Source organism: Plantactinospora sp. B6F1, assembly GCF_040120695.1.
Lineage (GTDB): Bacteria > Actinomycetota > Actinomycetes > Mycobacteriales > Micromonosporaceae > Plantactinospora.
The window spans coordinates 23539-48738 of record NZ_JBEEAC010000037.1 but is presented as its reverse complement, the minus strand read 5'-3'; the positions used below and the strand labels follow the sequence as shown (position 1 = coordinate 48738).

General features: G+C 71.8%; 20 protein-coding genes. 8 read left to right on the top strand and 12 right to left on the bottom strand.

What is annotated here, in order from left to right; all coding sequences use genetic code 11:
- Nucleotides 1-109 precede the first annotated feature (109 nt).
- The 8 genes from ABNF97_RS29500 to ABNF97_RS29465 all read right to left on the bottom strand — a co-directional run bounded on the left by ABNF97_RS29500 (nucleotide 110) and on the right by ABNF97_RS29465 (nucleotide 11118).
- Nucleotides 110-682, bottom strand: coding sequence for a helix-turn-helix transcriptional regulator (locus ABNF97_RS29500; protein ID WP_130464293.1), 573 nt, complete (start codon nucleotides 680-682; stop codon nucleotides 110-112).
- Nucleotides 683-848: 166 nt separating this feature from the next.
- Nucleotides 849-2954 carry a CotH kinase family protein gene (locus ABNF97_RS29495; RefSeq protein ID WP_349340523.1) on the bottom strand — a complete coding sequence of 702 codons (2106 nt, stop codon included), beginning with the start codon at nucleotides 2952-2954 and terminating at the stop codon, nucleotides 849-851.
- Nucleotides 2955-2957: 3 nt separating this feature from the next.
- Entirely contained in the window at nucleotides 2958-3824 is an 867-nt protein-coding gene (locus ABNF97_RS29490; protein WP_130464292.1) for a VTC domain-containing protein, read from the bottom strand.
- On the bottom strand, nucleotides 3821-4423 hold the full coding sequence (locus ABNF97_RS29485; protein WP_130464291.1) for a DUF4956 domain-containing protein: 603 nt from the start codon (nucleotides 4421-4423) through the stop codon (nucleotides 3821-3823). The genes ABNF97_RS29490 and ABNF97_RS29485 overlap by 4 nt, the downstream gene beginning before the upstream one ends.
- A gap of 265 nt (nucleotides 4424-4688) precedes the next feature.
- Nucleotides 4689-6278: a glycosyl hydrolase 53 family protein gene (locus ABNF97_RS29480; RefSeq protein ID WP_130464290.1), complete on the bottom strand. Its 1590-nt coding sequence runs from the start codon at nucleotides 6276-6278 to the stop codon at nucleotides 4689-4691.
- Nucleotides 6279-6443: 165 nt separating this feature from the next.
- Nucleotides 6444-8048, bottom strand: a complete 1605-nt coding sequence (locus tag ABNF97_RS29475; protein ID WP_349340522.1) for a glycoside hydrolase family 53 protein — start codon at nucleotides 8046-8048, stop codon at nucleotides 6444-6446.
- A 197-nt stretch (nucleotides 8049-8245) separates the two neighbouring features.
- Nucleotides 8246-8854, bottom strand: a complete 609-nt coding sequence (locus ABNF97_RS29470) for a dihydrofolate reductase family protein (RefSeq protein ID WP_130464288.1) — start codon at nucleotides 8852-8854, stop codon at nucleotides 8246-8248.
- Between the two features lie 101 nt (nucleotides 8855-8955).
- Nucleotides 8956-11118: a beta-galactosidase gene (locus ABNF97_RS29465; protein ID WP_349340521.1), complete on the bottom strand. Its 2163-nt coding sequence runs from the start codon at nucleotides 11116-11118 to the stop codon at nucleotides 8956-8958.
- A gap of 182 nt (nucleotides 11119-11300) precedes the next feature.
- Here ABNF97_RS29465 and ABNF97_RS29460 point away from each other — a divergent pair, with 182 nt between their 5' ends.
- The 5 genes from ABNF97_RS29460 to ABNF97_RS29440 all read left to right on the top strand — a co-directional run bounded on the left by ABNF97_RS29460 (nucleotide 11301) and on the right by ABNF97_RS29440 (nucleotide 16538).
- Nucleotides 11301-12602: an ABC transporter substrate-binding protein gene (locus ABNF97_RS29460; protein ID WP_349340520.1), complete on the top strand. Its 1302-nt coding sequence runs from the start codon at nucleotides 11301-11303 to the stop codon at nucleotides 12600-12602.
- Between the two features lie 45 nt (nucleotides 12603-12647).
- On the top strand, nucleotides 12648-13577 hold the full coding sequence (locus ABNF97_RS29455; RefSeq protein WP_349340519.1) for a carbohydrate ABC transporter permease: 930 nt from the start codon (nucleotides 12648-12650) through the stop codon (nucleotides 13575-13577).
- A gap of 1 nt (nucleotide 13578) precedes the next feature.
- The gene (locus ABNF97_RS29450) at nucleotides 13579-14496 is read left to right on the top strand and encodes a carbohydrate ABC transporter permease (RefSeq protein WP_349340518.1); all 918 of its coding nucleotides are present in this window, start codon (nucleotides 13579-13581) and stop codon (nucleotides 14494-14496) included.
- Nucleotides 14497-14587: 91 nt separating this feature from the next.
- A complete protein-coding gene (locus ABNF97_RS29445; RefSeq protein ID WP_207230608.1) occupies nucleotides 14588-15616 on the top strand; it encodes a substrate-binding domain-containing protein in 1029 nt (342 codons plus the stop codon).
- A gap of 82 nt (nucleotides 15617-15698) precedes the next feature.
- Nucleotides 15699-16538, top strand: coding sequence for a GNAT family N-acetyltransferase (locus tag ABNF97_RS29440; RefSeq protein WP_130464283.1), 840 nt, complete (start codon nucleotides 15699-15701; stop codon nucleotides 16536-16538).
- Between the two features lie 73 nt (nucleotides 16539-16611).
- Here ABNF97_RS29440 and ABNF97_RS29435 read toward each other — a convergent pair whose 3' ends face one another.
- Both ABNF97_RS29435 and ABNF97_RS29430 read right to left on the bottom strand, forming a co-directional pair.
- A complete protein-coding gene (locus ABNF97_RS29435; RefSeq protein WP_130466211.1) occupies nucleotides 16612-17913 on the bottom strand; it encodes a cation:dicarboxylate symporter family transporter in 1302 nt (433 codons plus the stop codon).
- Between the two features lie 252 nt (nucleotides 17914-18165).
- Nucleotides 18166-19017 (bottom strand): DUF998 domain-containing protein, encoded by an 852-nt coding sequence (locus tag ABNF97_RS29430; RefSeq protein WP_130464282.1) that lies wholly within the window; start codon nucleotides 19015-19017, stop codon nucleotides 18166-18168.
- Nucleotides 19018-19253: 236 nt separating this feature from the next.
- Between ABNF97_RS29430 and ABNF97_RS29425 the strand changes: the two genes are divergently transcribed.
- The 3 genes from ABNF97_RS29425 (at nucleotide 19254) to ABNF97_RS29415 (ending at nucleotide 22944) form a co-directional block, all read left to right on the top strand.
- Nucleotides 19254-20072 (top strand): SAM-dependent methyltransferase, encoded by an 819-nt coding sequence (locus tag ABNF97_RS29425; protein WP_349340517.1) that lies wholly within the window; start codon nucleotides 19254-19256, stop codon nucleotides 20070-20072.
- Between the two features lie 2 nt (nucleotides 20073-20074).
- Nucleotides 20075-22291 carry an EAL domain-containing protein gene (locus tag ABNF97_RS29420; protein ID WP_130464280.1) on the top strand — a complete coding sequence of 739 codons (2217 nt, stop codon included), beginning with the start codon at nucleotides 20075-20077 and terminating at the stop codon, nucleotides 22289-22291.
- 149 nt (nucleotides 22292-22440) lie between these two features.
- A complete protein-coding gene (locus ABNF97_RS29415) occupies nucleotides 22441-22944 on the top strand; it encodes a DUF456 family protein (RefSeq protein ID WP_130464279.1) in 504 nt (167 codons plus the stop codon).
- A 417-nt stretch (nucleotides 22945-23361) separates the two neighbouring features.
- Here ABNF97_RS29415 and ABNF97_RS29410 read toward each other — a convergent pair whose 3' ends face one another.
- Both ABNF97_RS29410 and ABNF97_RS29405 read right to left on the bottom strand, forming a co-directional pair.
- A complete protein-coding gene (locus ABNF97_RS29410; protein ID WP_207230607.1) occupies nucleotides 23362-24474 on the bottom strand; it encodes an ImmA/IrrE family metallo-endopeptidase in 1113 nt (370 codons plus the stop codon).
- A complete protein-coding gene (locus ABNF97_RS29405) occupies nucleotides 24471-25184 on the bottom strand; it encodes a hypothetical protein (RefSeq protein ID WP_349340516.1) in 714 nt (237 codons plus the stop codon). Before ABNF97_RS29405 ends, ABNF97_RS29410 begins: the two co-directional genes overlap by 4 nt.
- Nucleotides 25185-25200: the final 16 nt, after the last annotated feature.

Sequence of the window (25200 nt, the reverse complement as noted above, 5' to 3'; positions counted from 1 at the left end):
CGTGACGGTGCACTGACCGCCGTCGGGCAACCGTGACGGCGCACTGAGCGCCGTCCGGCGAACCGTCCCGGTTGCCCGACCGCCAGTCCGGCTTACCCGCCGGCTCCGCCTACTCCGACTCGGCGAGGATGGCGTACAGCTTGCGCCGGGTCTCGTCGAGCACCTGGGCGGCCCGCTCCCGCTGGTCGTCCGTACCGGTCATCATGACCTGGCGCAGTGCGTTCATCGCCTGGAAGCCGGCCTCGCGGATGTCGTGCCAACTGTTGATGGTGTCCTGGGCGAACTCGGCCCACGGTGGCTGCTCCGCCGCCGCGGCCGCCTCCGCCTGCCCGGCCTCGGTGAGCCCGAAGCGCCGCCGCCCGCCGCCCGACTCGGTGCTGCCGGCGATCAGACCCTCGTCCTCCAGGAGTTGCAGGGTCGGATAGATCGACCCCGGGCTCGGCCGCCAGGCACCGCCGGTGCGCGAGTCCAACTCCTGGATCATCTCGTAGCCGTGCATCGGCCGCTCGGTCAGCAGCGCCAACACCGCGACGCGGACGTTCGGCCGCCGTCCCCGGCCGCCGCCACGTCCCCGGCCACCGCCCCGGCCGTGCCCGTAACCGTGTCCTGGCGGCGGGAAGCCGAAGCCGAAGCCTCGCCTCCGGCCCTCCTGCATCTGGTGAAACCCTCGGTGAAACCCCATCCGAGCCTCCTCTGAGTGTCGCTGATACGTTCACGATATATCGCCAAGCTATCGACGACAACCGGGTTGGCTCCAGGCTGTCGGCTCGGCGGGGTGGCCCGGAACACGCTGCCGGCGCCGACCAGGGGGTCGGCGCCGGCAGGGGCTTTGCGCTAGTTGCGGAGGGTCAGGACGCCGTACACGTCGGGGTGGGCGGGCTGTTGGTGCCGTTCCAGGTGCCGAGGAACCCGAAGGTGGCACTGGCACCGGCACCCAGTGCCCCGTTGTACGCGACGTTGGTCGCGGTCACCGAGGCACCGCTGGTGGTGACCGTCGCCTCCCAGGACTGGCTGACCGTCTGGCCGTTGGCGTACGTCCAGTTGACCCGCCAGCCGGTGATCGCGGCCGAGCCGGCGGTGACCCGTACGCTGGCCTGGAAGCCGCCGTTCCACTGGCCGACGACGCTGTAGGTCGCCGTACACGTGCGGCCCGAGGCCGGCGGAGTGGTGGCGGGCGGCGTCGGCGGCCGGGTGGTGGCCGGCGGAGTCGTCGGTGGAGTCGTCGGCGGATTGGTCGGACCGCCGGAGCCCCAGCCGCCGGTGGTGTCCAGCCACGCCGTCCGCTGGAACATCCAGTCCCGCATGTACTGCACCTGTCCCTGCCAGGTCGGCGAGGTCGGGGTGTAGAACGGGCCGAGCATCCGGGTGCTCAGGTTCGGCCAGCGCTGGAAGTTCCGCTGTGCGGCGGCGGTCAGCGGGGCGGTCAACCGGTCGATCCGGGCCTGGAGTTGGGCGTTGGAGAGCACCCCCTGGCGGAGCTGCTGCCAGCGAGCCTTGACCCGGTTGACGAAGGCCGGGTCCTGGAGCAGCCGCTGGAACCAGTCGTTCGCACTCGGGGACCGGGTCTGCTGGTGCTGCCAGCCGGCGATCTGGTCGTTCTGGAAGTAGCCACCGACCCCGAACGTCAGGTCGAAGTCCCAGAGCGGGCCGGCGACGATCTTGCTGTCCCGGTCCTTGTGGAAGTACGCGCTGCGCAGGTACGCGTCCATGCCCCGGCTCAGCTCGTTGACGATGAGCTGGTTGACGAAGGAGTCGACGTCGATGAAGGACGAATAGCCGGTCACCGGATCGGCGAACCCGGGACTGCGCAACAGGTCGTGGAACTGCTGGATGTGCTGCCGCAGCCATTCTGCCTGCTCGGGTTGCAGCGGGTCGGGGTCGACCACCTCCAGGTAGTGCCAGCAGGTCGCGTCGGCGCCCTGGCAGGGCAGGATCGGCTCCTCCGCCGCCATCCACTCGAACTTGAAGATGTAACCGCCGGTCAGCTTCGGCAGCGTGATGTCGTCCTCGTCGAGTTGCTTAAGGTCGAGCCGGTTCTTCGAGTTCTTGATGGTCTCGATGATCAGGTAGACCCCGAGGTAGTCGTTCGTGGCCACCGGCTGCGCGTCGGTGTTCACGTACACCTCGGCGAAGGCGAAGCGCGGGGCGTACAGGCCCATGTCCTGGCCCAGGCCGTGCATGAAGGCGTCCCGGATCAGCGCCTTGTCGGTGTACGGCCCGCGCAGCACCCAGTCGGAGTCGGCCGGCATGCCCAGCAGCGGCAGGTCGACGTCGTCGTCGGCGTTGTCCCGCAACTCCAGCCGGTACGGCGTCTTCGGGAACATGGCGCTGGACTGTCCGCGCAGGTGGAAGGCGCCCCGGCTGACCAGGCTGGGCGCGGCGGAGAGCGAGGTCGTTCCGTTCACCGGGGAGAACTGCATGACGGCGGCGTCGATGTACTCCCGCCCGGGTGCCCCGGCCCCGTACGCGTCCAGCAGCAGGACCGGGAGGTCGTGGTTGGTGCTCACCGCGCGGGCGACGTACATGGCGGTGCCGGGCTCGCCGGTGGCGGCGCCGCCGACGTACGCCTGGGCCCGCAGTTGGGTGGTGCGGGTGAACCTCAGCGGGGTTCCGGAGTAGACCGGTGAGCTGGCCGTGGGGGGTTGGCCGTCGGTGGTGTACCGGACCTCCGCCCCGCTCACCGTGCTGCCCAGCGCGACCGAGACCTCTGCCTGGAAGGTGCCGCTCGGCACCGAGAAGGTGATGTCACCGGTCGGATCCGCCTGGGCCACCGCCGGATCGGCGGGGCCGCTCGCCGGTGCGCCGGCGGCCGCGCCGCCGCTGCCCGCCGTCGTGTCCTGGGCGACCGACACCGGACGGTCGGACCCGCCGCCCGGTCCCGGCGCGGGGCCCAGGGCCGGGCCCATCGCCGCGGCGACCAGGGCGCCCGCCAGGTAGTAGCCGAGTGTGCGCATTTCCTACTCCGTTCCAGAGCTGGTGGGGGGACGGACCGCGCTCGCCACGAGGCTGGGGCCGGGCCGCTCGGCGTCGGGGTGGGTTCGGTGGCCGTCGGTGGCCCCGAGGAGGGTGAAGTGCCGGCGCAGGGTGCGGCGCCAGGGTGCGCACGGCAGGTCCGGCCGGAGTGCGGCCAGCCCGGTGGCGTACTTGGAGATCCGCACCGGGCGGTGACCCCGCGCCCAGAGCAGGCGGTCCACGCAGGACGCGGTCGAGCCGGTCTTGGTCTCGACCACCGCCAGCCCCGGCAGCCGCAGCGGCGGACCGGTGTCGCCCTCCCAGGTCAGCTCGGTGTCGATGGTCACCCGGCTCACCGTCGCGGTTAGGAAGAGCGTGCTGCGCTGGTACCGGGTGACCAGGACGGGGGCGAAGGCGCGGTCCCCGACCTCGATCGACTCCCTCGCGAGTACCTCCTCGACGAACCGCCGCCCGGCCGAGAGGCTCGTCTCGTGGTCCGGCTGGTACGGCAGTCGGTCCTTCACGGTGTTGCCCCGGGGGCCCCGGGTCTTCACCTCCAGCCAGCACTCCGCCGAGTCCAGATAGGTCCGGGTGCGAACCTTGAACCGGCGACGCCGGCGCTGGGCGGTGAGCAGATAGCTGGTCAGCTCCGGGGTGTCGAAGTACACGGAGCGGTAGCTGAAGCAGCGGCGTCCGTCGATCTCCAGGGCCAGGGTGTCCGGACCGACCTGGGCGACGATGTCCCGCGCCTCGCTGACCGGCAGCACGTACTTGCGGTCCACCCGGGTCTGCAACGCGGCCCGTTCGGTGAGCTCGTCGAGGCAGATCGGTTTCAGGTGCGCCGGTGGGGCGCAGTCGACGGCGGTGGTCATCGTGGCACCGCGCCGCTGGTCACCGGGACGTTACGGACCGCCTGCCGCACCGACGGGTGCGAGTACCGGACGTCCACCAGGGTGGTGTCGTTCACCAGGTCGAGGCGCTGGACGCTGGCGGAGTGGACCCGGGCGCCGAGCTTCTGTTCGAGGTAGGCGACCAGCGCGACATGGTCGGTGATGGCCGAGTCGAGGAACATGCTCTGCCGTCGGTAGTTGCGGAACAGTCGCGGATGGTCGCCGACGAACATCACCACGAGGATCAGCGCCATCATGGTCGGGACCTGCCACGCCGGACCGCCGCCGAGAGCGGAGAGGATGCCGAGCGCCAGCGCCGAGAAGTAGTACGCCACCTCGTGCTGGTCGAGCTCGGTGGAGCGGAGCCGGATGATGGAGAGCACTCCGAAGAGCGCCAGACCGAGACCCAGGCCGGTGCCGGTGCTGCTGGTGCCGAGCGAACTCGCCACCGCCATCACCCCGATGTTCACGCCGAGGTACGCGGCGACGAGGTCGCGACGCCGGTGGCGTGGAAAGTAGAGCCCGAACACGAGCAGAGTCACTGCGACGATGTCCGCCGCAAAGAGGGCGAGTTGGGGCATGGGTCCTGTCCTCCTGGATACATCCGGTGGCCGGTTGGTAAACGGACGCCGACTACCAGGTTACATTGAAGGACCTCGATCCCGAGTCCGCTCCACCGCTAACAGCTTGTAACGGGTTTTATTTACAGCCGTCTATCCTACGGGAGGGTGCCCGGGCACCGCCGACCGGGCGCCCGTCGCCAACACGCGAGGGCGGCTCCCGCCCGGACCAGCCGGAGGGGAGCCGCCACAGGTCTGCCGACCGGTCCCGGCCGGTCGACCCGGGTCACACCGAACCGAAGACCGCCAAACCCGGCAGCGCACGGTCGCCGTAGTCGAAGAGCGCCTGGTTTTCCCAGCCGTTGCCGGAGGACGGGTTGGTCGGGTCCCAGCCGTTGCCGGGCACCGCCGTCCAGGTGGGCTCCCAGTAGAAGACCCCCAGGCCCCGCCCGTTCGGCACCGCGCGGACGACGTCGAAGACCGCCCGCAGCGCGTCCGCCTGGCCCTGCGGGGTGGCCGGATAGCCGCCGGCGGACTGCAACGAGGAGTTGAAGATGTTCGGCTCGCTGTCGTCGGCGTTCAGGGTGAAGCCGTACGCGGTCTCGGCGACCAGCACCGGCCGGCCGTACCGGGAGGCGAGGTCGTTCAGGTTGGCCTGGAGACTGCCGAGGGAGCCGTGCCAGTAGAGGTAGTGCGACACCCCGATCACGTCGAACGGCACCCCTCGCGAGGTGGCCTGGTCGAACCACCAACGGTGCTGCGAGTTGTTGCCGCCCTCGGCCAGGTGCAGCATCACCTGGGTCGAGCCGTTCACCGCCTTCACCGCGTTGCTGCCGGCGGTCAGCAGGGCGGCCAGGTTGGCCCAGTTGTTGCTGCGCCCGTCCGGCCAGAGCATGCCGTCGTTGATCTCGTTGCCGACCTGCACCATGTCGGCCGTCGTACCCTGCGCCCTCAGCGCGTTCAGCACGTCGTACGTGTGGTTGTAGACCGCGTCCCGGAGCTGGTTGAAGCTGTAGCCGCTCCACGCGGCGGGCTTGTTCTGCTTGCCCGGGTCGGCCCAGCTGTCCGAGTAGTGGAAATCGACCAGCAGCCGCATCCCCCGGGCCTTGATCCGGCTGGCCATGGTCAGCACCCGGGCCTTGTTGTTGTAGCCGTCGGCCGGGTTGACCCAGACCTTCAGTCGGGCGTAGTTGACCCCGTTCGCGGTGAGCAGTTGCAGTGGGTCCCGCTCGGTGCCGGCCGCGTCCCGGTAGACGCCGCCGCGGTCCTGGCTCTTGAGCAGGGTGGAGATGTCGACGCCGCGGATAGGGACGCCCCCGCCCGGGTTGCCGGTGCCGCCGCCGGTGAACTCGACGTCGTCCACGTTGATCCAGTTGCCGGCCCGGGCGTCGGAGACCACTGCGGCGGTGCACTGCCCGCTGGTGACCTGGGCGGTCACCGATACCTGGGTCCAGGTGGAGGTGGTCGGGATGTTGGTTCGCTGCTCGGCGCCGCCGCAGTTGCGCAGCGCCAGGTACGCGGCGACCTGGCCGCCACCGGAGCGGACCCAGGCCCGCAGCGTGTACGACCCGGAGCCGAGCCCGGTGAGCTGCTGGTAGGTCTCCACCCGGTAGGCGCCGGAGGCCCAGTGCGACAGGCGGTAGTTGCCGGACCGCCCGCCGGCCTCGGTGAAGCTGGCACTCTGCTGGCCCGAGCCGGACGACTCGGACCAGCCGGGCGGGCTCTGGCTGGCACCGGAGGACTCGAAGCCCGGGTTGCTGATGGTGGCGGCGGCGCGGACGGGGCTCGGGGCGGGGCCGGCGACCAGGCCGGTGGCGAGCAGTACGGCGCCGAGAGCGGCGGCTGCCGTACGGAGCGGATGGGACGGACCGCTCATGGGACTTCCTTCCGTCGAGGGGATGGGTGCCCGGCGTACCCGCGCTGGTACGCCGGCCGGCAGGTCGGATGCCGTCGGCGTCGCGGCGGTACGCCGGCCCACCTGGCGTTCATCTGGCGGCGCCGCGTTCATCGGGTGGCGTCCGTTCATCGGGTGGCGTCGCGTTCATCTGGCGGCGTCGCCGAGTACCCGCAGTCCGGGCAGGGCCCGGCCGGAGTAGTCGAAGAGTGCCTGGTTCTCCCAGCCGTCCCCGGAGGTCGGGTCGGCCGGATCCCAGCCGGCTCCGGCGACCGCGGTCCAGGTCGGCTCCCAGTAGAAGACGCCGAGCGCACCGGGGACGGCGGCGACGGTGGTGACCATGTCGCGGATCGCGTCGGCCTGCCCCGCGGGCGTGGCCGGATAGCCGCCGGCCTGTTGCAGCGAGGCGTTGAAGATGTTGGTCTCGTGGTCGTTCTCGGCCAGCGTGAAGCCGTACCCGGTCTCCACCATCAGCACCGGCTTGCCGTACCGGGCGGTGAGGTCGAGGAGGTTGGCCTGGAGCGTACCGAGTGGGCCGTGCCAGTACGTGTAGTGCGAGACGGCGACGAGGTCGAACGGCACGCCCCGGCTGACCGCGTTGTCGAACCACCACCGGTGCCCGCCGTTGTTGCCACCCTCGGCCAGGTGCAGCGCGACCCGACTGCGTGGCGAGGCGTCGGTGACCGCGGTGCTGGCGGCGGTGAGCAGCGCCGCCAGCCCGTCCCAGTTGTCCCAGCGCCCGTCCGGCCAGAGCAGCCCGCCGTTGATCTCGTTGCCGACCTGCACCATGTCGGCCGGGGTGCCCTGCCGGCGCAGGCTGGACACCACGTCGTAGGTGTGGTCGTAGAGCGCCTTACGGAGCTGGTCGAAGGGCAGCTCCGCCCAGGCGGCGGGCTTGAACTGCTTGCCCGGGTCGGCCCAGGTGTCGGAGTAGTGGAAGTCGACCAGCAGGCCCATCCCGAGCGCCTTTGCCCGGCGCGCCTTGGCCAGCACGTCCGCCTTGTCGCTGAACCCGTCGGCCGGGTCGACCCAGACCTTCAGCCGGGCGTAGTTGACGCCGTTCTCCGCGAGGATCCGCAGCGCGTCGCCGGGCCGTCCCCGGTGGTCGCGGTAGACCGCGCCGTGGTGCTCGTTCTTGGTCAGGTGCGAGACGTCGGCTCCGGCGATGCGTAGCGCGGGGGCGCCGGCCGGCCGGGTGGCCGGGCGTAGCGTCAGGTCGTCGAAGTGCGCCCAGTCCCCGGCGTGGCCGTCGGAGACCAGCGCCACGGTGCAGCGGCCGGTGCTGACCCGGGTGGTCAGGGCCACCTCCACCCACCACTCGGCGCCGGTGCGGGGCAGGTCGACGCGGCGGCCCGGCCCGCCGCAGCCGGTGAGCGAGACGTACGCGTCGCGCTGGCCGCCGCTGGCCCGCACCGAGACCCGCAGGGTGTGGTCGCCCCGGCGCAGCCCGGTGAGCCGCTGGACGGTCTCCACCCGGTACGACCGGTCGGCCCAGTGGGTGAGCCGGTTCCCGCCTGACCGGCCGCCCGGCTCGACGTAGCTGGCGGACCGCTGGCCCCGCTCGGACCAGCCGACGGGCGAGCCGTCCGGGCCGGCCGCCTCGAAACCCGGGTTCCGCACGGTTCCCGATGGCACGGTTGCCGTCGGCACGGAGAACCCGGTGCCGGTTCCGGCCGCCGCCGGGGATGGCTGGGCCACGACGACGGTGGCGATCAGCGCGACGGCGGCGGAGGCGACTCTTGGCTGCTGCATCGACAAACGCTCCTCGGTGGACTCGACCAAGGGGCCCAGGCGGCTCCGCCAGGGCCTCGACCTCGCCCACCAGCGCCGTGATTGGGAGCGCTCACAACCCGAAGTTTGCCGGTGCTGGCTGCAATAACGCTGGATTTAGGCGGATGGCGAGCGATTGCTCCTGTGAGCGCTCACAGAACCATCCGCATCCAACGATGTCAAGAGGTCTCCGACGCTCGCCGCCGCCGCTGGTACGTCGCGATGATCACCCCGGTCGTGGTCGGAACGGCATCGACCAGCTCCAGTGTGTCGTACCCCGTCTCGCCCTCGGCGAACAGCTTCGTCCCGGAGCCGAGTGTGATCGGGTGGATCGACAGTGTGTAGATGTCGACCAGGCCGGCCCCGGCCAGCGACCGCACCAGCTCGCCGCTGCCGAGCACGACCAGGTCGCCCTCGACCTCGCGCGTGAGCGCGGCCACCGCCGCGGTCGCGTCACCCTTCAGCAGGGACGAGTTCTGCCAGGGCAGAGGCTCGGCCAGGCTCCGCGAGGCGACGTATTTGTGCTTGCGGTTGAGGACCTCGGTGTACGGGTTGCCGTCGGTCTGCCTCGGCCAGTAGCCACAGAACTTCTCGAACGTGCGGCGGCCGAAGAGCAACGCGCCGTCCGCACGCATGCCCCGGCCCATCGTCTCCGCCATGACGTGGTCGGCGTACGGGGTGGCCCAACCGCCGTGCCGGAAGCCACCCCGGGTGTCCTCGTCCGTCCCGCCCGGTGCCTGCATGACCCCGTCGAGCGTCACGTTCACCACCACAACGAGCTTTCCCATCGTGCTCTCCCCGCCTCCAGGGCCAGTCCGTCGCCGGCCCGTCACCAGCTAGACGAACGAGCCGCCCCGACATCGACAACGGACGGGACACGACCGCTGGATCAGGTGCGCAGCACCCGTACGCCGCCGGCCGGCACCCGGAGCACTCGATCGTGGACGGTGCCGTCGACCAGGTCGGTGCCGCTGGCCGGCAGTTCCGCGTCGCGGTCGGCGTGGTTGATCGCGACCAGGAACCGGCTGCCGTCCGCACCCGCGCGCCGGACCAGCTCGACCCCGTCCGGCACCCCGTCCGGCGGGACCAGGCCCGCGTCCCGGTACGCCGCCCGGAGCACCGGGGCCAGCCCGGCGGTATCCAGCCGGGTGGAGACGTACCAGGCGTGGCCGGCACCGAGAGCGTGCCGGGTGACCGCCGGTCCACCGGCGGCCGGACCGTCCCGATAGCTCCACACCGGCGTGGCGCCCTGCGGCACCACCACCTCCGCCCAGACGTCCGCGCTGATCTCCGCGCCCGCCGTCGCCCCGGTCGTCCCAGCCCCGGTCGGCCCGGTCGTCCCGGTCGGCCCGGTCGGCCCGGCCTCGGTCGGCCCGGTCGTCCCAGCCCTGGCCGGCCCGGCCGTCACCGTCTCGACGAGCCGGACCGTCTCGCCGGAGCGCAGCGGCAGGAACTCCTCCACGGTCAGCCCGAGCAGGTCGCGCAGCGCACCGGGATGGCCGCCGGGATGCACGGTGTCGTCGGCGTCCACGATCCCGGAGAAGTACGAGACCAGCAGCGTCCCACCGCCCGCCACGTACCGGCGCAGGTTCTCCGCCGCGGCCGGCGTGGTCAGGTAGAGACTCGGTACGACGACCAGCGGGTAGCCGTCGAGTGCCCGCTCCGGGTGGGCGAAGTCCACGGTGATCCGGTCCCGCCAGAGCCGCTCGTACCAGGCCGCCATCCGTTTCCGGTAGTCCAGGTCGACCGACGGCCGCCAGTCCAGCTCAACGGCCCACCAGGACTCCCAGTCCCAGAGCACCGCCGCGTCGGCGACCACCCGGGTGCCGCGCAGCGGTTCGAGGCTGGGCAACTCGGCGCCGAGCGCCACCACCTCGCGCCAGATCCGGGTGTCGGTGCCGCCGTGCGGCAGCATCGCGCTGTGGAACTTCTCGGCGCCGAACCGGGACGCCCGCCACTGGAAGAAGAGCGCCGACTCGGCGCCCCGGGCCAGGTGGGCCAGGCTGTTGCGGCGCAGCTCGCCGGGGCGCTTGGCGATGTTGCGGGGCTGCCAGTTCACCGCCGAGGTGGCGTGCTCCATCAGCAGCCACGGCCGACCCCCGGCCACCCCCCGGGTCAGGTCGGCGCACATCGCCAGCTCGATGTGGTTGTCCGGTTCCTCGGCCCGCAGGTAGTGGTCGTTGGAGACCACGTCCACCTCGGCGGCCCAGCGCCAGTAGTCGATCGTCTTGCAGTTGGCGATCATGAAGTTGGTGGTCACCGGCACGCCGGGGGAGAGCCGGTGCAGGATGTCCCGCTCCCGCCGGAAGTTCGTCAGGTGTGCGTTGGAGGAGAAGCGCAGGAAGTCGAGCTGCTGGGCCGGGTTCACCGCGGTCGGCGCGGCGAGCGGCGGCTCGATCTCCGCCCAGTCGGCGTACCGCTGGCCCCAGAACGTGGTGCCCCAGGCCGCGTTGAGCCGGTCCAGGTCGCCGCCGTACCGGTCACGCAGCCAGTCCCGGAACGCCTCGGCCGAGGTGGCGCAGTAGCAGAGCGCGTTGACGCCGCCGTACTCGTTGTGCGAGTGCCACAGCACCAGCGCGGGGTGGTCGGCGTAGCGGCGGGCGAGCTGTTCGGTGATCCGCGCGCTGGCCTCGGCGTACGCGGGTGAGCTGGGGCAGAACGACTGTCGGGCGCCCCCGCCCTGCGGCACGCCGTGCCGGTCCACCAGCCGGGCCTGCGGGTGGCGGCGGCGGAACCAGGCCGGCGGTGCGGCGGTCGGGGTGGCCAGGTCGACGCCGATCCCGCCGTCGTGCAGCAGGTCGAGCAGCCGGTCGAGCCAGCCGAACTCGAACCGACCCTCGGCCGGTTCCAGCAGGGCCCAGGAGAAGATCCCGACGCTGACCAGGTTCACCCCGGCGACCCGCATCAGCTCGACGTCCTCGGCCCAGACGGATTCCGGCCACTGCTCCGGGTTGTAGTCGCCGCCGTACGCCAGGCGGGCCAGCCGGGGCAGCGGCCCGGCCCGGCCGGCAACGTCCTCGGTGGCTACCACAAGGTGCGGGGTCTGACTCATGCGGGATCTCCGAACTGTGCGCGCTCCCAACGGTAGTGGGCATGATTGCACACCGATCTACAAGGTAAACAAGTGCCAAACCGTGTCTTGACATGATCGATCCAGGGTCCAAGACTGTGAGCGCTCCCAGTTGTTTCTGGTCGATCACGAGCCGATGACACCACGGAAACTGAGAGGTTGAGATGACCCGTACGCTCGGCGCGAAGATCCTGGCGGTGGCTCTCGGCGCCAGCCTGGTCGCTGCCTGCACGTCCAACTCGAACGACGACCCGGCAGAGCCGGCCGGCCCGGTCGAGCTGACCTTCTGGTCCTGGGCGCCCAACATCGAGAAGCTGGTCGACCGGTGGAACGCCGACAACCCGGAGACCAAGGTGACGCTCAGCAAGCAGGCCGGTGGCGGCGACATGGTCACCAAGCTGCTCACCGCGGCCAAGGCGGGCAACCCGCCCGACCTCGCCCAGGTCGAGTACCAGTCGCTGCCCACCCTGGTCAGCAACGACGTACTGGCCGACATCGCCGAGCAGGCCAAGCCGCTTGCGGAGAAGTTCTCCGAGGGCAGCTGGCAGCAGGTGACCCTCGGCACCGACGCCGTCTACGCGATCCCGCAGGACGCCGCGCCGATGATGCTCTACTACCGGACCGACCTCTTCGCGCAGTTCGGGCTGACCGTGCCGAAGACCTGGGAGGAGTTCGCGCAGACCGCCCGTACGCTGCGCGGCAAGACGAAGAAGCACTTCCTCACCACCTTCTCGGCCAACGACCCGGGCTGGTTCGCCGGGCTGGCCCAGCAGGCCGGCGCGAACTGGTGGGGGATCGACGGCGAGTCCTGGCGGGTCACCGTCAACGACGCCGGCACCAAGAAGGTCGCCGACTACTGGGGCGGGCTGGTCGGCGAGGGCGTGGTCGACGGCAAGCCGATGTACACCCCGGAGTGGAACAAGTCGCTCAATGACGGCACCCTGCTGGCCTGGCCGAGCGCGGTCTGGGCCCCCGGCGTACTGGTCGGCAACGCGCCGGCCACCAAGGGCAAGTGGGCGATGGCCCCGCTGCCGCAGTGGAGCGCCGGTGAGAACCGGACCGGCAACTGGGGCGGCTCCTCCACCGGGGTCACCGAGGCCTCCAGGCACAAGGCGGCGGCGGTCCGCTTCGCCACCTGGCTTAACACCGACCCGGCCGCCACCACCATGCTGGTCCGGGAGTGCGCCGTCTACCCGGCGGCCCGGGAGGCCCAGTCCGGCCCGGCGCTGGCCTCACCGCCGGACTTCTTCGCCAACCAGGCGGACTTCTACCCGCTGGCCAAGCAGATCGCCGACACCGCCGCCGGGGTCACCTGGGGACCGAACGTCAACGTCACCTACGAGGCGTACCAGGACGCGTTCGGCAAGGCGATCACCGCCAAGACGCCGTTCGGCGCGGCGGTCGACGCGATGCAGACCGCGACCGTGGACGACATGCGCAAGAACGGCTTCACCATCGCCGGCTGACCAGCCGGGCAGGCAAGACCGACCGGCCGACCGAACGGAGAGTCGATGCCCACGGCCACCCCCGGGGTGCGCCGCCGGGGAAGGCGTACGGGAATCCCGTACGTCTTCCTCGCCCCGGCGGTGATCCTGTTCCTCGCCTTCTTCCTCGCCCCGATCGGGTACGCGGGGTACCTGAGCCTGCGCAAGGTCCGGATCTCCGGGCTGGGGCTCGGCCGGGGCTCCCGGACCGAGGTCTTCGCCGGGCTGGAGAACTACCGCAACGCCGTCACCGACTCCGAACTCTGGTCCGGGGTGCTGCGGGTGCTCGGCTACGGGGCGCTGCTGCTGCCGACCATGCTGGGGCTGGCGCTGCTCTTCGCCCTGCTGCTGGACCGGCCCCGGGCCCAGCTCGCCCAGTTCAGCCGTACCGCGATCTTCCTGCCGTACGCGGTGCCGGCGGTGATCGCCAGCCTGCTCTGGGGCTTCCTCTACCTGCCGGCGACCAGCCCGCTGAACGACCTGCTGGCCCGGTTCGGGCTGCCCGAGCCGGACCTGCTCGGCACCGACGTCGTCTTCTACGCGGTGGTCAACATCGCGCTCTGGGGCGGTGTCGGCTTCAACATGATCGTGCTCTACACCGCGCTCCGGGCCATCCCGCCGGAGCTGTACGAGTCGGCCCGGCTCGACGGCTGCTCCGAGATCCAGATCGCGCTCCGGATCAAGATCCCGCTGCTCGCCCCGGCCCTGGTGATGACCACGCTGTTCACCATGATCGCCACGTTGCAGGTGTTCAGCGAGCCGATGACGCTGGCGCCGATGACCAACTCGATCTCGTCGACCTGGACCCCGCTGATGAAGATCTACCGCGACGCGTTCGCCACCGACGACCGGTACGCCGCCGCGGCCACCTCGGTGCTGATCGCCGCGATCACCCTGGTCCTGTCGCTGGGCTTCCTGCGCCTGGTGCAGAAGCGGGCCTTCGGACAGGAGAAGTGAGATGGCCGGAGCCGACACCGTCACCACCCCGACCACGCTCGCCGCACCCGGGCCGCCGGCCCCGACCCCTGCCGGTGGCCGGGGCCCGGGCCGGCTATCCCGGCTGGTACCGACCGCGATCCTGCTGATCGGGGCGTTCTACTGCCTGCTGCCGGTGGCCTGGGTGGTGGTTGCCGCCAGCAAGGACGCGGCCACCCTCTTCACCAGTTCGACCTTCGCCCCCGGCGACGCGCTGATCGCGAACGTGACCGACCTGTCGACGTACCGGGACGGGCTGTTCTGGCGGTGGATGCTGAACACCGTGCTCTACGCCGGGGTCGGAGCGGCGCTCTCCGCCGCCGTCTCCGGGCTGAGCGGCTACACCCTGGCCAAGTTCCGGTTCCCCGGCCGGTCGGTGGTGTTCAACGTGCTGCTGGCCGGGGTGCTGGTCCCGGGGATCACGCTGGCCGTGCCGCAGTACCTGCTGCTGGCCAAGGTGGGGCTGACCGACACGTACTGGTCGGTGCTGCTGCCCAGCATCATCAGCCCGTACGGCATCTACCTGGCCCGGATCTACGCGGCGGCGGCGGTACCGGACTCGGTGGTCGAGGCGGCCCGGGTGGACGGGGCCAGCGAGATCGGCATCTTCCGCCGGGTGGCGCTGCCGATGATGGTGCCCGGCCTGATCACCGTCTTCCTGCTCCAGTTCGTGGCGATCTGGAACAACTTCCTGCTTCCGTTCATCATGCTCGCCAACGACGAGCGGTTCCCGGTGACGCTCGGCCTCTACACGCTGCTCAACCAGGGCAACACCCAGCCGGCGCTCTACCGGCTGGTGATCGCCGGGTCGCTGCTGTCGATCATCCCGCTGGTGGCGCTCTTCCTCTCGCTGCAACGCTACTGGCGCATCGACCTGCTCTCCGGGTTGACCAAGGCGTAGCGGGTTGTCTCGGGACGGCGGCGGAACCGGGGCGAGCTGTGTCACAAGCTCCGGTGCCGCCGCCGGCTGCCGGCGCGGGGACAATGACAGGGTGACCGCGCCTGATCGCAGCCGTATCCGCCGGACGAGGCCCCGCCCGACCATGGACGACGTGGCGGCGGTGGCCGGCGTCTCCCGGGGCACCGTCTCCCGGGTGCTCAACGGCGGGCACAACGTCAGCGGCCCGGCCCTGGAGGCCGTCCGGCGGGCGATCCGCAAGACCGGTTACGTGCTCAACCAGCATGCCCGGAGCCTGGTCACCCAGCGCTCGGACTCGGTGGCGTTCATCCTCTCCGAGCCGCAGGACCGGCTCTTCGAGGACCCGAACTTCAACATCCTGCTCCGGTGCTGCACCCAGGAGCTGGCCGAGCACGACATCACGCTGCTGCTGACGATCGCCGGCACCCAGGAGGACCGCAAGCGGGTCGGCCGGTACGTCACCGCAGGCCACGTGGACGGCGCACTGGTGGTCTCCACCCACGCCGGCAGCCCGCTGTTGGACGAGTTGGACTCCCGGGGCCTGCCGTTCGTCGTCGTCGGCCGCCCGCTCGGCCGGGACTCCGACGTCAGCTACGTGGCCGCCGACGACCGGGGCGGCGCCCGGCAGATGGTCAGCTACCTGCGGTCCCGGGGGCACCGGACCATCGGCACCATCACCGGCCCGCTGGACACCTCCGGCGGGGTGGACCGGCTCGCCGGCTACCACGACGTGTTGGGCGAGACCGACCCCCGGCTGGTGGTGACCGGCGACTACACCCACGACGGCGGTGAGGCGGCGATGGAGCGGCTGCTGCGCCAGGTGCCGGAGCTGGACGCCGTCTTCGTCAGCTCGGACCTGATGGCCACCGGCGCGATCGCCGCGCTGCACCGGGCCGGCAAGCGGGTACCGGACGACGTCGCGGTCGGCGGCTTCGACGACTCGAAGGTCGCCACCACCTCCGTACCGCGCCTCACCACCGTCCGGCAGCCGTGGGCGCGGATCAGCGCCGAGATGGTCCGGCTGCTCCTCGGCCACCTGGCCGGCGACTCGCACGCCGCGGTCATCCTCCCCACCGAGCTGGTGATCCGGGAGTCCGCGTAACGGCCGGGGTGTCCGGACCCGCCCGGAGCCGGCGCGGTGATCCGGCCCGTTCCGTGGCCGATGATCTGGCACGCTGGAGGGCGTGCTGATGGTGCCGGTACGCCAGCTCGGAGAGGCCGAACGCGGCGCGGTGGAGCGGATCCTCGACCACGACCCCTTCGCCGCCGCGCAGGTGGCCGAGCGGGTCGCCGCGAACGGTCTGTCCTGGTGGCGGGCGGACGGCCGGGTGCTCGGCTACGGCTCGCGGGACAACCTCGAAGCAGTCTGTTGGCTGGGCGGCCAGGTCACCCCGGTCTGCGCCGGTGCAGCGGCGATCGCCGCCTTCGCCGAGGCGCTCGGTGCCGAGGAACGCACCTGCTCGTCGATCGTGGGGCGGGCCGAGGGGGTACTCGGGCTCTGGGAGCGGCTCTCCGGGCGGTGGGGACCGGCTCGGGACGTACGCCCGAACCAGCCGCTGCTGGCCACCGGGGCGGTGCCGCGGGTGGCGCCGGACCCGGACGTGCATCCGGTCCGGGCAGGCGAGATCGAGGCGCTCTTCCCGGCGGCGGTGGCGATGTACACCGAGGAGGTGGGAGTCTCGCCGCTGGCCGAGGATGGCGGGCGGGCGTACCGGCAGCGGGTCGCCGAACTGGTCCGGGCCCGCCGGGCGTACGCCCGGATCGTCGACGGCCAGGTGATCTTCAAGGCGGAGCTGGCGGTCGTCACCCGGCGCACCGCGCAGATCCAGGGGGTCTGGGTCGATCCGGCCTGGCGGGGGCGGGGGATCGGCGTCGCCGCGATGGCGGCGGTGGTCCGGGACGCGCTGGCCCGGGTCGCCCCAACGGTGAGCCTCTACGTCAACGACTACAACGCCCCGGCCCGCCGGGTCTACGAGCGTTGCGGATTCCGCTCGGTCGGCACCTTCGCCACCGTCCTGTTCTGAGCTGCCCCGTTCCGGAGACGGATCGTGGTCTTCTGCTGCCCCTCCAGGGGCAGCAGAAGACCACGATCAACCGTCAGGCGGGTTGTGGGGCTGGGGCGGGGTCGCGGGTTGGGTGGTCGGTGGGCGGGTTCTCGTCCAGCAGTTCGCGGCGGCCGGCCGCGTCGTACGCGGCCCGGTCCAGTACGCCCTCCCGGGCGGCCACCACGGTCGGCACCAGCGCCTGCCCGGCGACGTTCGTGGCGGTGCGGATCATGTCCAGGATCGGGTCGATGGCGAGCAGGAGACCGGCCCCGGCCAGTGGCAGGCCCAGCGTGCTCAGGGTCAGGGTGAGCATCACCAGCGCCCCGGTCAGCCCGGCGGTCGCGGCCGAGCCGACCACCGAGACGAAGGCGATCAGCAGGTAGTCGAGCGGGCTCAGGCCGATCCCGAAGACCTGGGCGACGAAGATCGCGGCGAGGGCCGGGTAGATGGCGGCGCAGCCGTCCATCTTGGTGGTCGCGCCGAACGGCACGGCGAACGCCGCGTACTCGCGCGGCACGCCGATCCGTTCCACCGAGCGCTGGGTCACCGGCATGGTGCCGACCGACGAGCGGGAGACGAAGGCCAGCTCGATCGCGGGCCAGGTGCCGGCGTAGAAGCGCAGCGGGTTGAGCCTGCCGGCGACGATCAGCACCAGCGGGTAGACCACCAGCAGCACGATCGCGCAGCCGACGTAGACGGCGGTGGTGAACTTGGCCAGCGGCGCCAGCAGGTCCCACCCGTACGCCTCGACGGCGTGCCCGATCAGCCCGAGGGTGCCGATCGGCGCGAGCCGGATCAGCCACCAGAGCGCCTTGTGGGTGATCGCCAGCAGCGCCCTGTTGACGTTGACGAACGGCTCGGCGGCGGCGCCGACCAGCAGTGACGCGACCCCGGCGACCACGGCCAGGAAGACGATCTGGAGCACGTTGTTCTCGACGAACGCGCCGACCGGGTTCTCCGGGATGATGCCGGTGAGGAAGTCGGTCCACGAGCCGGTCCGCTCCGGTGCCTGGGCACCGGCGACGTCCAGGGTGACGCCCCGGCCCGGGTTGGTCAGCAGGCCCAGCCCGATACCGACGGTGACCGCGATCAGCGCGGTGATGCCGAACCAGAGCAGGGTCTTCAGGGCCAGCCGGGCGGCGTTGGCCACCCCGCGCAGGCTGACCACGCTGACCACCAGGGCGGTGAAGACCAGCGGCGGTACGGCGAGCCGCAGCAGCTGGACGAAGATGCCACCGATCTCGTCGAGGGTGGTGCCGAGCCAGGAGATGTCGGCGGCCCGGGCCAGGTAGCCGAGCGCGATGCCGAGGACCAGACCGGCGAGGATCTGTGCGGAAAATGGAATCTTGCGAATGGCGGAGAATACCGAAGTCATCGAACGGAATCCCTACATCTGGATCCGGCGGCGCGGTCTGCTGGCCGGGGGCACGCCGGATCTGCGGTCTGCGGTCGGCGGGACGGGTCAGCCGAGACAGCAGCCGCTGGCCTGTAGTCGCAGATCGACATAGAGGCGCACGGTCAGAAACCAGACGTTGGTCATCGTCAGGAGACGATACGACGCCGCAGCCGGCAATGAAAGGACAGGTCTCCGTGAGGCGCCTTACAGCTACCGGCTGAGGCTCCCCATCGGTGGCCCATCCCGCTCCCGGTCGGCGGCGCCGTCAGTGAGGTTCGGGATCGTGGGTGTGGAGACGACCAGCGTGGCGGGTGGCCGGGTCAGCGCCATGGTCAGCGCGGTGGCGACTGCCCAGCCGGCCAGGTCGAGCAGGAGCAGCCGTTCGACCGCACCCATCAGGACGCTCCGGCCGACCAGCAGCATGGCGAGGCCGGCGACCGCCGACAGTGGCAGCGCGACCGCGGCGGCGATCGCCGAGATCCGGCGCAGCGGCCGGGCCGCCCCGGTCGTCCCGGCCACCGCCAGCATCGCGAAGACCGTGCCGGCCACCGCCGCGACGCTGGCGCCGCCGTGCACCAGGTCGGCCAGGGTCACCTGGTCGAAGGGCGGCAACGGGCAGGCGGAGCGGCAGCTCACCCCGGCCGAGACCACCGTGGCGACCGCGCTGGCCACCAGCAGCCCGGCCGCCAGCCGCAACGCGGCGGGCAGGGCCGCGCCGAGCAGTACCAGCCCGGCGGCGGTGGCCAGTAGCCCGACCCGGTACGGCCAGAGCGTCGTACTTCCCGACGCGCCGGCCTCGCTGACGTAGGCGGCGAGTTCCGAAGCCGGACCGGCGGCCACGGCGACGGCCACCGCGACGGTGCCGAGCAGCGTGCAGGTCGCGGCGGCGAGCGCGACGGCCGGACGGCGGACGCCGCCAACCTCCCGGCGGGTCACCGCACCTTCCCCGCGGGTCACCGCACCTTGCCGGCGGGTCACCTCAACCTTCCGGCGGGGCACCTCGACATCCCGGCGGGTTACCTCGACCTCCCGGTGGGGCACCTCGACCTCCCGGCGGGTCATCTCCCGGCGGCCGGTCGGACGACCGGGCCATCGACATCGGTCTCCCGGAGGAACTGTGCCTGCGCCATGCGGCCAAACCTATCCCGCCGCCGGGCCGCCGGTAGAAGATCCGCTGGGCAGGCCCTAAAGTGTGGGTCCATCACCACGACCCGCCGGTTCGCCGGTGCTGCCTGCCGGGGGCACAGGTCGTGGCCGACCAGCCCCTGCACGGGCCGGAGTGACGAGCTGAGGCGGACATGCGACTTCCGGACGGGCTACCCGCGGACATCGATCTGACCCGGCCCAGTGCCGCCCGGGTCTACGACTACTTCCTCGGTGGCGCACACAACTTCGAGATCGACCGGCAGCTCGCCGAGCAGATCGCCGGGATGACACCGAACCTGGCCGAGACGATGCGGGCCGGTCGGGCGTTCCTGCGCCGGGGCGTACGGATGCTGGTCGACGAGGGCATCGATCAGTTTCTCGACATCGGCTCCGGCATCCCGACCGTAGGCAACGTGCACGAGGTCGCCCAGGCGCTCAACCCGGCCGCCCGGATCGCGTACGTCGACATCGACCCGGTGGCGGTGGCGCACAGCCGGTCGATCCTGGCCGGCAACGAACACACCGGGGTGATCCATGCCGACCTGCGGGAGCCGGAGCGGATCCTGGCCGAGGCCGAGAAGCTGGGCGTGATCGACTTGCGCCGCCCCGTCGCCGTACTGCTGGCCGGGGTGGTGCACTTCATCCCCGACTCGGACGACCCGCAGCGGATCCTGGCCACCCTGCGCGCCGGCACGGTGCCCGGCAGCTACCTGCTGATCTCGCACTCGACCTACGAGGACCAGCCTCCGGAGATGCTGGACGCGCAGCGCCTCTCCGCCCGGACGTCGACCGAGATCACACTCCGTTCCCGGGCCGAGATCACCGCGTTCTTCGGCGACTTCACCCTCGTCGAGCCCGGGGTGGTGCACATGCCGCTGTGGCGACCGGACGAGCCCACCGATCCCGGCGAGCACCCGGAGCGGCTCGGCGCGTTCGGCGGCGTCGGCCGGCACGACCGCGACGCGGGCTAGCGGTGTCGACCTCGGCCGCCGGAGCCGGCGGCGACGAGTCGGCGGACGACGAGCCGCCATTCTCCGCCGCTGGCCCGGGCGTCGACCAGCCCGGCGCGCAGCGGTACGCGGAACGCTGGGCGCGGGAGGTGGCCAGCTGCGGGTACGTGCCGACGAGTACCGCCGAGAACCGGCGACAGATGCTGGCACACACCGTACGGCTGGCCGAGGCGGTGCTGGCCGAACCGTTCACCCCACAGCCCGGGTACGAGGTCGGCCGAGCCCTGGTCGAGGCGCACCTGACCGGGCCGGACGTGCTGGACCGGTCGGTACGCGCCCTCGGCGAGCGGTTCCGCCGGGTCGTCCTGCCGGACCTCCCCGAGCCGGTGGCGACACCCCGGATCGCCGCCCTCCAGGGCACCCTGTCGGCGGGATTCGCCGGTGCGCTGCGCCAGCGGACCCTCGGTCAGCAGGAGCGGATCGCCCAGTCCGTCTTGGAGGCCCGGGACCGGGTCGAGCGGGCTCTGCGGGACAGCGAGGCGCGGTTCCGGGCCGTCTTCGTCGACGCCGCGATCGGGATCGGCATCGCCGACATCGACGGGCAGATCGTCGATGTCAACCCGGCCTTCGCCGAGCTGCTCGGCTACTCCATCGCCGAACTGCGTGAGATCAACGTGGCCGCGCTGTTCCATCCCGACGACGCGGCCGGGATGTGGGAGCTGTACCAGGAGCTGATCGAGGGCAAGCAGGACGCCGTACGGGTCGAGAAGCGCTACTACCGCAAGGACGGCAGCGCGGTCTGGACCGATCTCGCGGTCTCGCTGATCCGGCACGACGACGGGCGACCCCGGTTCACCGTGGCGATGGTGGAGGACATCACCGAACGGCACGAGCTACAGCAGCGGCTGCGCTACCAGGCCCTGCACGACCCGTTGACCGGGCTGCCGAACCGTACCCTCTTCTTCGACCGGCTCGGCGAGCTCTTCGCCACCGGCGCGCCGGACGACCGGGTCGGGATCTGCTTCCTCGACCTCGACGGCTTCAAGGCGGTCAACGACAGCCTCGGGCACGACCTGGGCGACAACCTGCTGGTCACCGTCGCCCGGCGGCTCGCCGACTGCGTGGCGGAGCAGGGGCACCTGGTCGCCCGGATGGGCGGCGACGAGTTCGTGATCCTGATCGACCACAACGCCGGCTGCCGGGCGGTCAAGGCCGTGGCCGACCTGGCGTTGGCGGCGGTCGCCGAGCCGGTGCAGGTCGGCGAGCACCGGCTGTCGGTGTCGGCCAGCATCGGCGTGGTCTCCGGGCCGCTCGCCACCACCTCGGTCGCCGAGCTGATGAAGGCCGCCGACGTCACCCTCTACTGGGCCAAGGCCGAGGGGCGGAGCCGGTGGGTGAGCTACGACCCGGCGCGGCGGGCCCGCGAGCAGACCCGGTCGGCGCTGATCGCCGGCATGTCCACGGCGCTGCAGCGGGGCGAGTTCATGGTCGAGTACCAGCCGATCGTGACCCTGGCCGACGAGGCGATCTGTGCGGTGGAGGCGCTGGTCCGGTGGCGACATCCGGAGCTGGGGCTGCTCGGCCCGGACGGCTTCATCGGGCTGGCCGAGGAGACCGGGCTGATCGTCGAGCTCGGCCGCTGGGTGCTGACCCGGGCCTGCGAGGCGGCCAGCCGATGGCACCGGGAGTTCCCCGACGCCCGGCTGGTGATCAGCGTGAACCTGGCCGCCCGGCAGGCCCGGGACCCGGCCGTCGTCGGCACGGTCTCGGACGTGCTGCGTCAGACCGGGCTCCCGGCCGACCTGCTGCAACTCGAACTGACCGAGAGCGCGGTGATGGCCACCGCCGGCGAGCCGCTGCCCGCGCTGCGCCGGCTGGCCGCCCTCGGGGTACGCCTCGCGATCGACGACTTCGGCACCGGCTACTCCAACCTGGCGTACCTGCGCCGGCTGCCGATCCACAACCTCAAGCTCGCCGGCCCGTTCGTCGAGGGGATCCGGTCCAGCGACCGGCAGGGCCTGGTGGACGGCCGGATCGTCGACGCGCTGGTGCGGCTCGCCCACGCGCTCGGGTTGACCGTCACCGCCGAGGCGGTGGAGACGCCCGGCCAGGCGGACCAGCTCCGGGCGCTCGGCTGCGACGCCGCCCAGGGCCGCTACTTCGCGGCGCCGGCGCCGGAGGGCGAGATCACCAGGTGGCTGACCGCCCGCGCCGAGCGACGTCGGGACCGGGTCACCTGATGTCAGCAGGCAGCAGACAGCAGGCAGCAGACAGCAGACAGCAGACAGCAGACAGCAGACAGCAGGCAGCGGCCAGCAGTCAGGTGCCGGGTGGCGGCGCCGGGTGGCGGGTGCGGCGTGACCGGCGGCGGTAGGGCACCCTGGGGAGCGTGGACGTGACCGACACCGAGTCAGTGGTGACCCTCCTGTGTGGCGTGGCGATCGTGATCGGCGTCTGCGGGGTGATCGTGCCGATCATCCCCGGGCTGATCCTGTGCTGGCTGGGCGTACTGGTCTGGTCGTTCTTCGGTGACGGCGAGGGGTTCGGCCGATGGGTGGTGCTCGGCCTGGCCACTGTGATCACGCTGCTCGGCAGCACGATCAAGTACCTCTGGCCGGGGCGGAACCTGAAGCGCAGCGGGGTGCCGACGAGTTCCCTGCTCGCCGGGGGCGTACTCGGGCTGGTCGGCTTCTTCGTGGTGCCGGTGGTCGGGCTGGTGCTCGGCTTCGTACTCGGGCTCTGGCTCGCCGAACTGGCCCGGCTCGGGGACGCGAAGCAGGCCTGGCCGTCCACCCGGCACGCGCTGTCGGCGGTCGGGCTCGCCCTGCTGGTCGAGTTGGCCGCGGCGCTCGGCATCACCGCCGTCTGGCTGGTCGGCCTCGTCCTCACCTGATCCTGGCGAGGCGGATCCGCAGACCCTTGCCGGTGCCAATGCGAGTGCGAGCGCGAGCGCGAGCGCCTGTGCCTGTGCCTGTGCGGACGCGGTGCGGTGCGGCGGCGCGGGGCGGGCGCTGGCACGACCTGCGCCGTACCTGATGAGAGAGGTGACCGCGCCCCGCGCCGCCGCGGGAGGCCGGGTTGTCCGAGAACCCGGCGTCGGGCCCCGGGTGGGCCCGTTCGGGTCCGGCGATGCCGGACCGGCGCGCCGGGCTTGCGCGATGCCGTCCGGTCAGGCCAGGGACCCGGCACGTCGGCATCGACGTGCGGTGTGCGGTTCCTGCCTTGTCACGGCTCTGATCATCCTCGGCGTAACGCCGGGTCGGCAACGCAATTACCGGCGTCGGTGCCCACGCTGCGGAGTCAAGTCGCCTCAACTGAGGGTGATGTCCAGTTCGGGTACGTGCTCGGTGGCGGCGGCCAGCACCGCGTCGGTGAGCGTCGGCGGCAGGCCGGCCAGGGTCGCCAGTCGGTCGACGGTTACCTGCTGCCGGCCGAGGAGTTCGACCGCCCTGCCGAGCAGCGACGGCTGCTCGCGGGGGCCGAGGTCGCCCGGCTCCGGAAAGCCCCACTGGGCGAGCAGCGCCATCCCGCGCCGGTAGGTGTGCTCCCGGTAGACGCCGAGGTCGTGACCCCGGTAGACCAGCGCCTTCAGGCTGATCCCCCAGCGGCGCTTGACCTCGTGCAGCCGGTCGAAGTCGAGCCGGGGCGGCAACTCGTCGCGCAGTACGGCGCTCGGGGCAAGGAACTCCGAGGCGAACGCGGTCGCCTGCCGCTCCAGAAGCTGGCTGCCCGGCTCGGCGTCGTGGTGCATCAGCAGGTGACCCAACTCGTGCGCGGCGTCCATCCGGGACCGGGCCCGATCGTCCTTGCCCGGGTTGAGGAAGACGAACGGCCGCTGGCCGTACCAGTGCGAGAACGCGTCGACCCGTTCGGAGACGTCCGGCAGGGCGAGCACGATCACGCCGGCCGACTCCAGCAGCCGCACCATGTGCGGTACCGGGGCGCCCCCGAGGCCGAACGCGTCCCGGGCGGCGACGGCGGCGGCGCGTACGTCGGCGGGGCCGGTCGGCTCGGCCAGCTCCAGGTGCGGCAGGCGCAGCCGGGGGAGTCGGAGCTGGCGTTCGACCACCTCCACCACCCGCCAGGCGAGTTCGCCGAACGCCTCCGCCTGGTCCCGTTCGGCCTGGCTGGTCGTGCGCAGGCTGCGGAAGTGCGCCTGCCCGGAGGTGACCGGGACGGGAAAGCCGGCGGCGAAGAACTCGACCGGCATCGAGAGCGCCAGGGCCAGCCGGGCCAGCGTGGCCGCCGACGGACGGGCCTGGCCCAACTCGTACTGGCTGACCGCCGCGGCCGTCACCCCGACCTGCCGGGCCAACTCGTTCTTGCGCATCCGCCGCCATCGGCGGGCCAGCGCCAGCGCGTGCGGCGCGAACGCGGCGGCGGCTGCGGCGGCGGGTACCGGCGGTCGGAGCCGACCCGTCACGCGGACCGCTCGCCCGGACGGCCGAATGTCGGGCCGAACGCATCGGACCGGCCGCTCCGGTCGTCGGGCTGGATGGCCAGCAGGTCCAGCTCGGGGATCGGCGGCTCATCGATGCGGGGCTGCGGCACCGCCCCGGCCACGACCGGCAGCGGTGCCCCGGCGGTGGCCGGCTCACCGAACCAGAGGCGTACCTCGAACCAGGGCGAGCCGCTGTCCCGGTTGTCCCGGGGCAACCCGATGTAGGCGACCGCCTCGCCGGTGACGATGTCGCCGGTGTGCGCGATCCGGATGTGCCGCTTCGGCGGTACCACCTCGGCGAAGACCTCGGGGAACTGTCCCTCGTCGTCGAAGGCGAGCTGCCCGTCGCGGCTGTTCTCCACCGCGCCGCCGAGCCGGGCCTCGCTGCCCTCCCAGCGGATCGACTCGATCCCACCCTGCAGCGAGTAGAGCCGGACGACGTAGCCGGCGCAGAGGATCTCCAGCGAGTTGTCCTCCAGCCGGACCCGGATCCCGTCCACCCCGTCGAACTCGGCCTTGCCCAGGTTGGTCAGGTTGCGCCAGACGGTGGTGCCGAAGCTCATCGCGTCGTCGCCGAGCTCCGGCTCGTGCCGGTCCGCGGCGCGCCGGTAGACCTGCTGGATCAGCCGACCCAGCCGGTCCAGCACGCCCCGCTCGTCCAGCACCGCCACCGCTTCGCCCAGCAAGCTCATGCGGGAAAACCTAGCC